8 protein-coding genes are annotated in these 7,624 nt (G+C 61.3%); all 8 read right to left on the reverse strand.

Annotation, left to right across the window (positions count from 1 at the left end):
• Positions 1-30 precede the first annotated feature (30 nt).
• The gene (locus NFV80_RS00005) at positions 31-681 is read right to left on the reverse strand and encodes a protein-L-isoaspartate O-methyltransferase (RefSeq protein WP_295325039.1); all 651 of its coding nucleotides are present in this window, start codon (positions 679-681) and stop codon (positions 31-33) included.
• 340 nt (positions 682-1,021) lie between these two features.
• Entirely contained in the window at positions 1,022-1,288 is a 267-nt protein-coding gene (gene rpsT, locus NFV80_RS00010; protein ID WP_295325036.1) for a 30S ribosomal protein S20, read from the reverse strand.
• Positions 1,289-1,491: 203 nt separating this feature from the next.
• Positions 1,492-2,736, reverse strand: coding sequence for a porin (locus tag NFV80_RS00015; RefSeq protein ID WP_295325033.1), 1,245 nt, complete (start codon positions 2,734-2,736; stop codon positions 1,492-1,494).
• 319 nt (positions 2,737-3,055) lie between these two features.
• Positions 3,056-4,273, reverse strand: coding sequence for a porin (locus NFV80_RS00020; protein ID WP_295325030.1), 1,218 nt, complete (start codon positions 4,271-4,273; stop codon positions 3,056-3,058).
• Between the two features lie 321 nt (positions 4,274-4,594).
• On the reverse strand, positions 4,595-5,383 hold the full coding sequence (trpC, locus tag NFV80_RS00025) for an indole-3-glycerol phosphate synthase TrpC (protein ID WP_296757420.1): 789 nt from the start codon (positions 5,381-5,383) through the stop codon (positions 4,595-4,597).
• Positions 5,380-5,964: a Uma2 family endonuclease gene (locus NFV80_RS00030; protein ID WP_295325022.1), complete on the reverse strand. Its 585-nt coding sequence runs from the start codon at positions 5,962-5,964 to the stop codon at positions 5,380-5,382. Before NFV80_RS00030 ends, trpC begins: the two co-directional genes overlap by 4 nt.
• A gap of 27 nt (positions 5,965-5,991) precedes the next feature.
• Positions 5,992-7,017, reverse strand: a complete 1,026-nt coding sequence (gene trpD / locus NFV80_RS00035) for an anthranilate phosphoribosyltransferase (protein ID WP_295325019.1) — start codon at positions 7,015-7,017, stop codon at positions 5,992-5,994.
• Positions 7,014-7,586, reverse strand: a complete 573-nt coding sequence (locus NFV80_RS00040) for an aminodeoxychorismate/anthranilate synthase component II (protein WP_295325041.1) — start codon at positions 7,584-7,586, stop codon at positions 7,014-7,016. Before NFV80_RS00040 ends, trpD begins: the two co-directional genes overlap by 4 nt.
• Between the last annotated feature and the right edge of the window lie 38 nt (positions 7,587-7,624).

Here is a 7,624-nt window from a genome sequence, read left to right on the forward strand (position 1 = left end):
GGTGCCGCATCGCGATTGGTACGCGCGACGTCAGAAGACGAAGCTTGGCCGCTTCCTGGTAGTCAGCGGCGCGACCACGGTTTCGAAGACGTTGATGGTGTTGAAAGCGTTGTCGTGTGTGCGGATAATCAGCCGGGCGTCCATCACCGGTGGGTGGCCGACGAAAGCCACGAGGCGGCCGCCCAGCTTGAGCTGTTGCAGAAAGGCCTCGGGCAATTCCGGCAGCGAACCGGAGATGACGATCACGTCGTACGGCGCCGGTCCCGACCAGCCCTCGGAAGCATCGCCGGTCTCGACGCTGACATTGGCAACCCCTGCGCGCCGCAGGTTACCGCGTGCAGTCTCGGCCAATACCGGGTCAATCTCGACACTGTGGACATATTCGGCCTTCGCCGCCAGAAGCGCCGCCATGTAACCGCTGCCGGTACCGACTTCCAGCACCACATCGGTATTCTTCACCGCTGCTTCCTGGAGAATGCGCGCCTCGACCTTCGGCTGCAACATGGTCTGACCGTGGCCGATCGGCAACTCCAGATCGGCGAACGCCAGCGCCTTGAGCCCTTCCTGTACGAAGTCCTCCCGCTTGACTGCCGCCAGAAGGTCAAGCACTTCCGGATCGAGCACCTCCCAAGTGCGGATTTGTTGCTCGATCATGTTGAAACGAGCCTGTTCGATGTCCATTTCTACCGCCATCATAGCTGTCCCCGTCACGCTGGTAATATTAGCACGCCCTAATATGCTGCCTCGATCAAGGAATTATACTCCGGATGGGCAGTCATTCGATGTGGCGGATACGTTGCGGAGGACAACCGACTCTCCTTGAGCAAGGAGCCTGCGAGGGTAGCGGTTCTCCACACATCTACCACTGTCGGTCGACAAGGGTATCGATCGCTCCCGTCACCCGCGCCTCAGCGGGAAATGCGGGTCGGTATCGGTGTGGGCCGTCGCAGCTCCGAAGCGCGACGCGTATGCAAAAGAAAACGGCGCCTTGAGGCGCCGCGGTTGGACGATCCAGGCAGAATCAGGCGCTCAAGTTCTTGACCTGAGCCGATAGGCGGCTCTTGTGGCGTGCAGCCTTGTTCTTGTGGATGATCTTCTTGTCGGCGACGCGATCGATGACCGCGACCGACTCACGGTAAATGCTCTGCGCAGCAGCCTTGTCGCCAGCCAGAATCGCTTTCCGCACCCGCTTGACGGCGGTACGCAGGCTGGAGCGCAGGCTGGTGTTGTGGGCGCGCTGCTTGACGGCTTGGCGAGCACGTTTGCGAGCTTGTGCGCTATTGGCCATGAATATGTGTCCCTATGAAAAGCTGGTGGTTACTGCCAAGACCGGGAATTATAGCGACTCGGGCACTCCGGTGCAAGCGTCTGATCGAGCTTGACATTCTGTCGACGACCGCAGCTGGACTGCGGCCTGGACAGCGAGTCATGGCTGCAAGAAAACGGGCGCCGAAGCGCCCGTTGATCCCGCTAACCGACTACAGCCAACGACTAGAAGCTGTGGCGCAGGCCAGCGCCAATCGCGAAGTTGCTTTCGCCCGGCGCACCGATGAGCGCACCAGGATTCGCAATACTCGACCCATTGATCGAAGTGTCGCTGTTGCTGAAGTAGCTATACGCGGCATAGAGAGCAGTGCGCTTCGACAGCGGATAGGTGTACATCAGGCCAGCGCCCCAGCTGTTGCCGTTGTCAATATTCTTGTTGTCGATCGTCATGCGACCGTAGCCGATGCCGAACGTCCCGCGGCCAATCGGCGCGGTCAGGCCGACGGTCCAGAAGTTGTTGTTGGGCGCAATCGCATAAAAAGCGCCGTCATTGTTGTTGTGCAGCCCCTGGTAGCTGGCGTACACCTTGACCACCTGGAAGTCGTAGGTACCACCGACATACCATTCGTTGATGCTGTCGCCGTTACCAGGAAGCTTCAACGCCGGGCTGCCAACGACGGAATTCCGCTGCTGATAGACGGCGTCCAGATTGATCGGGCCGTTGGCATAGTTCAGGCCGACGCCCCACTGACCGTTGTCGGAAACGCTGGTCGTCTTGTCGTTATACGTCAGCGTGTTCGTGCCAGGATAGGTGCCCTGAGTCTCGCCGAATCCGTAGATCGCGCTGAACGTCACACCGGAGAACGTTGGGCTGGTGTAGGTGATTGCATTGTTGAAGCGGCCCGGGCTGTTCGGCGTAATCGTGTCGCCAGCAATTGCGCTCAGGCTCGACTGGATGCTGAGGTTGCTTGCGTCCAGCGCGTCGTTGTTGGCGGTGGCGTTGAAGCCCGGTGCGTATTGACGACCCAGCGCAACCGTACCGTACTTGCTGGACGACAGCCCGACAAACTGCTGGCGCGCATTCAGACCGTTGGCAACGTCGTTACCGAGGCCGCCATTGCGGGTCGGCGTGATCCCGTATTCGAGCGTAAACACTGCCTTGAGGCCATTGCCCAGCGCCTCTTCTCCCTTGAATCCAACCCGCGGACCAGCGTCGATACCATCGACAAGTCCGCTGAAGGTATTGTTACCGGGGATGTTGCGGCCCGCATTTCCCGATGCGTACAGATAGCCGACATCGATGACACCGTAGAGGGTGACGTTGGTCTGGGCAACGGCGACTCCGGAAGCAGAGGCCAGACCCGCTACCGCCAGGGCAATCAGTTTCTTTTGCATGTTTGATCTCCAGTAAGTGGAAAAACAGGAACTCCAAGCACTGCCCCGCCATTCGGAACTGTTGGCTTTGGCCAAGCCGTACGGCAGGAAACGGCTTCATTCTGGCAGGCGAGAACGTTTGCGACAAGCTTTGTCCACCCCAGGAAGTCCGGCGCAAGGGCATTTGTTGCGTTTTCGTCACAGTTCCTTGGAAGAATTGGACGATCTGCGGGAGTACAGGGGCAGCCGAAGCCGTCGGCAAGGACGCCCGGTGGCTCCGTAGCGCGGCTGTAGCGGCGGGGTAGCGAAGCGAACCAGGACCTCGCCGCCCGACTCGCGTCCTCGCAAAAGAGAAGACGAAAAAAAACGGGCGCCGAAGCGCCCGTTTCCGCAATCCAACGACCGGACGGTCGAATCAGAACGCGTGGTTGATACCGGCAACGAAGGTGTTGTTGGTCTGACCGCGAGCACCGGTGACGTCGGTACCTGCGACAGGACCCGACGGAGTGCTGTCGTTGTCGTTCCGGGTCCAGACATAACCGGCGTACAGGGTCGTGCGCTTCGACAAAGCGGTCGACCAACCGAGCGAAGCCGCCTGCGAATTGCCGTTCAGCGGACGTTGCACGCCGAAGTTGTCGTGACCCTGATCCCACAACAGCTCGGACCAGGCCAGATGGATGTTGCTGGCCTGGAGAACCGGGATGACTACACCCACCGACCAGATCTGGTTGTCGAGGTTGGCGTCGTTGCGGTCGTTCTGACCTTGCCAGCTGCCCATGACCTTGGCGACCTTGAAGTCGTAGCTGCCACCGACATAGACTTCGTTGACCGACTTGCCGTTGGCGTTGAACTGGTTGGTTACGACAGCCGGAAAGCCATTGCCCAAACCGCTGAACACACCGATGTTGGTGGTCACGTGCTCGCGCTGCTGGTAGACGACGTCGGCGTTGATCGGGCCATTGGCATAGTTGAAGCCGAGAGCCCACTTGCCGTTATCCGAAACGCTGGTGAGCTTGTCGTTGTAGGTCAGGCCGCCGACCACCGGATAGGTGCCCTGCGTCTCGCCAAAGGCATAGATGGCCTTGGCTTGGAAGCCGTTCCAGTTCGGCGACGTGTAGGTCATCGCGTTGTCCCAGCGCGCCGCGCTGTTCGGCGTGATCGAGTTGCCCGCCTGCTGCGAGAGGAAGGACTGCGGCTCGAAAAGGGCGCCGCCGTACGGATCGTTTCTGGCGGTGGCCAGATAGCCGGGAGCGTACTGGCGACCGAAGGCGACCATACCCCACTTCTCACCGGACAGGCCGACGAACTGCTGGCGTGCATTCAGGCCACCGGTGTTGCCGACACCGCTGTTGTTGTCGAGGTTCAGCGCATACTCCAGCGTGAACACCGCCTTGAGGCCATTGCCCAGGTTTTCTTCACCGCGGAAGCCGAGACGCGAACCCGACAGCAGGCCCGAAACCAGGCCGCTGAAGACGTTGTTGCCACCGATATTGACCGGACCCAGGTGGCCGGCGCTGCCCGAGCTATAGACATAACCCACGTCGGCGACACCGTACAGGGTGACATTGGTCTGGGCAAACGCAGCGCCCGAGGCCAAGCCGGCGACTGCCAGTGCAATCAGTTTCTTTTGCATTGTGAATCTCCTCTAGGTTTGAGATCGATGAAGCCGACATCACTTCACCAAACTGGACCTCTCGAAAAGGACACGAGAAGTTGCAGCGATTCTGGCAAACGGCGCTGGCCGGAGCAAGTTCCGCAAGGGTTTTCGTCCAATACGAAGCAATCGATGTTGGGTTTTTGCAACAAGCATCGAAAACTGTCTGCGAAAAGCAATTATTGCTGCGTCGGCGCTGGTTCTGGCCGGAAGTCTCCTTTGCGGACGACGCCGACGGCTGTGGATCGAGGAGTGAGTTCCACTGCTACACTGCCTGCACCAGCTGATGCAGCTCCAACCTCAGGCAAACAGCTCGGCCAGCGCCTCGCCAGGTTCCCTTGCCCGCATGCAGGCTTCGCCGACGAGGAATGCGCTGACGCCGTGGTCGCGCATCAGTTGCACGTCCCGACGTGCGAGAATGCCGCTTTCGGTGACGACGATGCGGTCGGCAGGAAGACGGGGAAGAAGCTCCAGAGTGGTTTCCAGACGGACTTCAAAACTGCGCAAGTTGCGGTTGTTGATGCCGATCAGCGAACTGCCGAGTTGCAGCGCGACGTCGAGTTCCCACGCATCGTGCACTTCGACGAGCACAGCCATGCCGAGACTCCCGGCGACCGCCGCGAAATCCCGCAGAGCCGGCAGATCGAGCGCGGCAACGATGAGCAGGATCGCATCGGCGCCCATCGCCCTTGCCTCGTATACCTGATACTCATCGACCAGAAAATCCTTGCGCAGCACTGGCAGGTCGCAGGCTTCGCGGGCCGCGCGCAGGTAGGCGGGAGCTCCCTGGAAGAACTGCCGATCGGTGAGTACCGAGAGGCACGCGGCCCGATGTCGAGCATAGCTGGCGGCAATCTCCGCAGGCCGAAAATCGGCGCGCAGGATGCCCCTCGACGGACTTGCCCGCTTGATTTCGGCGATTACCGCGGGCTGCCCCTCGCCGACCCGCTGCCGGACGGCGGCAAGAAAATCGCGTGCGCCGGCCTGCAGCTCCGCTTCAGCGCGCAGCGCCGGAAGCGGTGTCACGCTGCTGGCAGCGGCCACTTCGTCGCGCTTGACGGCAAGAATGCGCTGCAGAATGTCGCTCATGGCGATGCCGCCTCGCTATCTTCGCGGGTATCTTCGAGCAGTTCGTCGACCGCAAGTTGCAGGCCCAGCGATGCGAGTTCGACGCTGTCGCCCGGGCCATAGTCATACAGTACCCAGTGATTCTCGGAATCACGGCGGAAGACCTCGATGCGCTGCACCGCCAGGTCGATCAAGACGTAGTCCTGCAGGCTGTCGAGCTTGCGATAGGCGGCGAACTTGCGCCCGCGATCGAACGCCGCCGTCGAATCGGAGAGGACTTCGGCGACCAGCAGCGGATGGCTGACGTATTCCGGTGTCAGGCGATCACGCGCGTCGCAGGTGACCAGCACGTCAGGATAGAAAAAGCAGTCGGCGGCTTCCACGCGTGCCTTGACTGCCTCCACGAAGACCCGGCAAGGACTCCCATGCAGCGCCCGACGCAGGCAGCTGTAAAGGTTCAGCGTAGCGAGATTGTGTACCTGCCGCACGCCGACCATCGCGAAGACCTCGCCGGCGATGTACTCGTGACGTTCCTCCTGCGTCTCCTCCCAGGCGAGGTAGGCGGCCGCGTCGAAACGCCTTTCTGGCTGTGGCAAGGCCATGTTCCCGCTCCTCGACAAGGCACTCGATCAGGCTGCGAAGCGCTGCGTATACGCAACAAACTCGTCGAGCTTGGCGCGCGCCGCGCCCGAGGCGATTGCTTCGAACGCCCGATCGACACCATCGGCGAGCGTGTTGGCCAAGCCGCTGACGTAGATGCTGGCACCGGCATTGAGCGCGACGATGTCGCGCACGGCGCCCCCTCGATCGGCGAGCGCTGCCAGCAGCATCGCTTTCGATTCCTCGACGTTGCCGACGCGCAGAACGCGCGGGTCGTGTACCGGAAGATTGAACTGCTCCGGGTGAATCGTGTACTCCTCGACCCGACCATTCTTCAGTTCGCCGACCAGAGTCTCGCCGGAGATCGAAATTTCGTCGAGACCTTCCCGGCCGAAAACGGTGAGCGCGTGCGTGCTGCCCAGGCGCTGCAGGACCCGCACCTGAATGCCGACGAGATCGGGATGGAAAACGCCAAGCACCTGGTTGGCAGCGCCGGCCGGGTTGGTCAGCGGACCGAGGATGTTGAACAGGGTGCGAACGCCGAGCTCGCGACGCACCGGCGCCGCGTGTTTCATTGCGCTATGGTGATTCGGGGCGAACATGAAGCCGATCCCCACTTCATCGACGCTCCGCCCGACCTGTTCGGGCGTCAGGTCGATCCTGGCGCCCAATGCTTCGAGCACGTCGGCGCTCCCCGACTGCGACGAAACCGATCGTCCGCCATGCTTGGCGACACATGCGCCAGCAGCAGCGGCAACGAACATCGCCGCAGTCGAGATGTTGAAGGTTTGCGCGCCATCACCGCCAGTGCCGCAGGTGTCGACCAGACGGCTGCGGTCGCTGACCAGCACCTTGGTCGACAGCTCGCGCATGACCTGGGCCGCCGCAGAAATTTCGCCGATCGTCTCCTTCTTGACGCGCAGGCCGACGATGATCGCCGCGATCATGACCGGCGAGACTTCGCCGCTCATGATCTGGTGCATCAGGGAAACCATTTCGTCGTGGAAGATTTCGCGGTGTTCGATGACCCGCGCCAGGGCGTCCTGGGGTTTCATTGTCCATGCTCCTCGAGGAAATTTTTCAGGAGATCGTGGCCGTGCTCGGTGAGAATGGACTCCGGATGGAACTGCACCCCCTCGACCGCCAGCGTCCTGTGCCGTAGCCCCATGATCTCACCGTCGTCCGTCCACGCGGTGATTTCGAGGCAGTCCGGCAAGGAATCGCGGTCGACGGCAAGCGAGTGGTAGCGTGTGCAGGTCAGCGGACTCGGCAGACCACGGAAGACACCCAGGCCGCCATGGTGTACCGCCGACACCTTGCCGTGCATCAGGCGGCGCGCGTGCACCACGCGGCCGCCGAAAGCCTCACCGATCGCCTGATGACCAAGACATACCCCGAAGAGCGGAATCCGGCCCGCAAATTCGTGAATTGCCGCCAGCGAAATCCCTGCCAGTGCCGGCGAGCAGGGACCTGGCGAGATCACCAGCAGCGCCGGATCGAGATGCCTGATCTGTGCAATCGAGATGGCATCGTTGCGGAATACCCTGACTTCCTGCCCCAACTCGCCAAAATATTGGACGAGGTTGTAGGTGAAGGAATCGTAGTTATCGATCATCAGCAGCATGTGGCGGTGGTCCTCTTGATCCTTCTGCGCGATGCCAA

This window comes from Accumulibacter sp. (genome assembly GCF_023806565.1).
Lineage (GTDB): Bacteria > Pseudomonadota > Gammaproteobacteria > Burkholderiales > Rhodocyclaceae > Accumulibacter.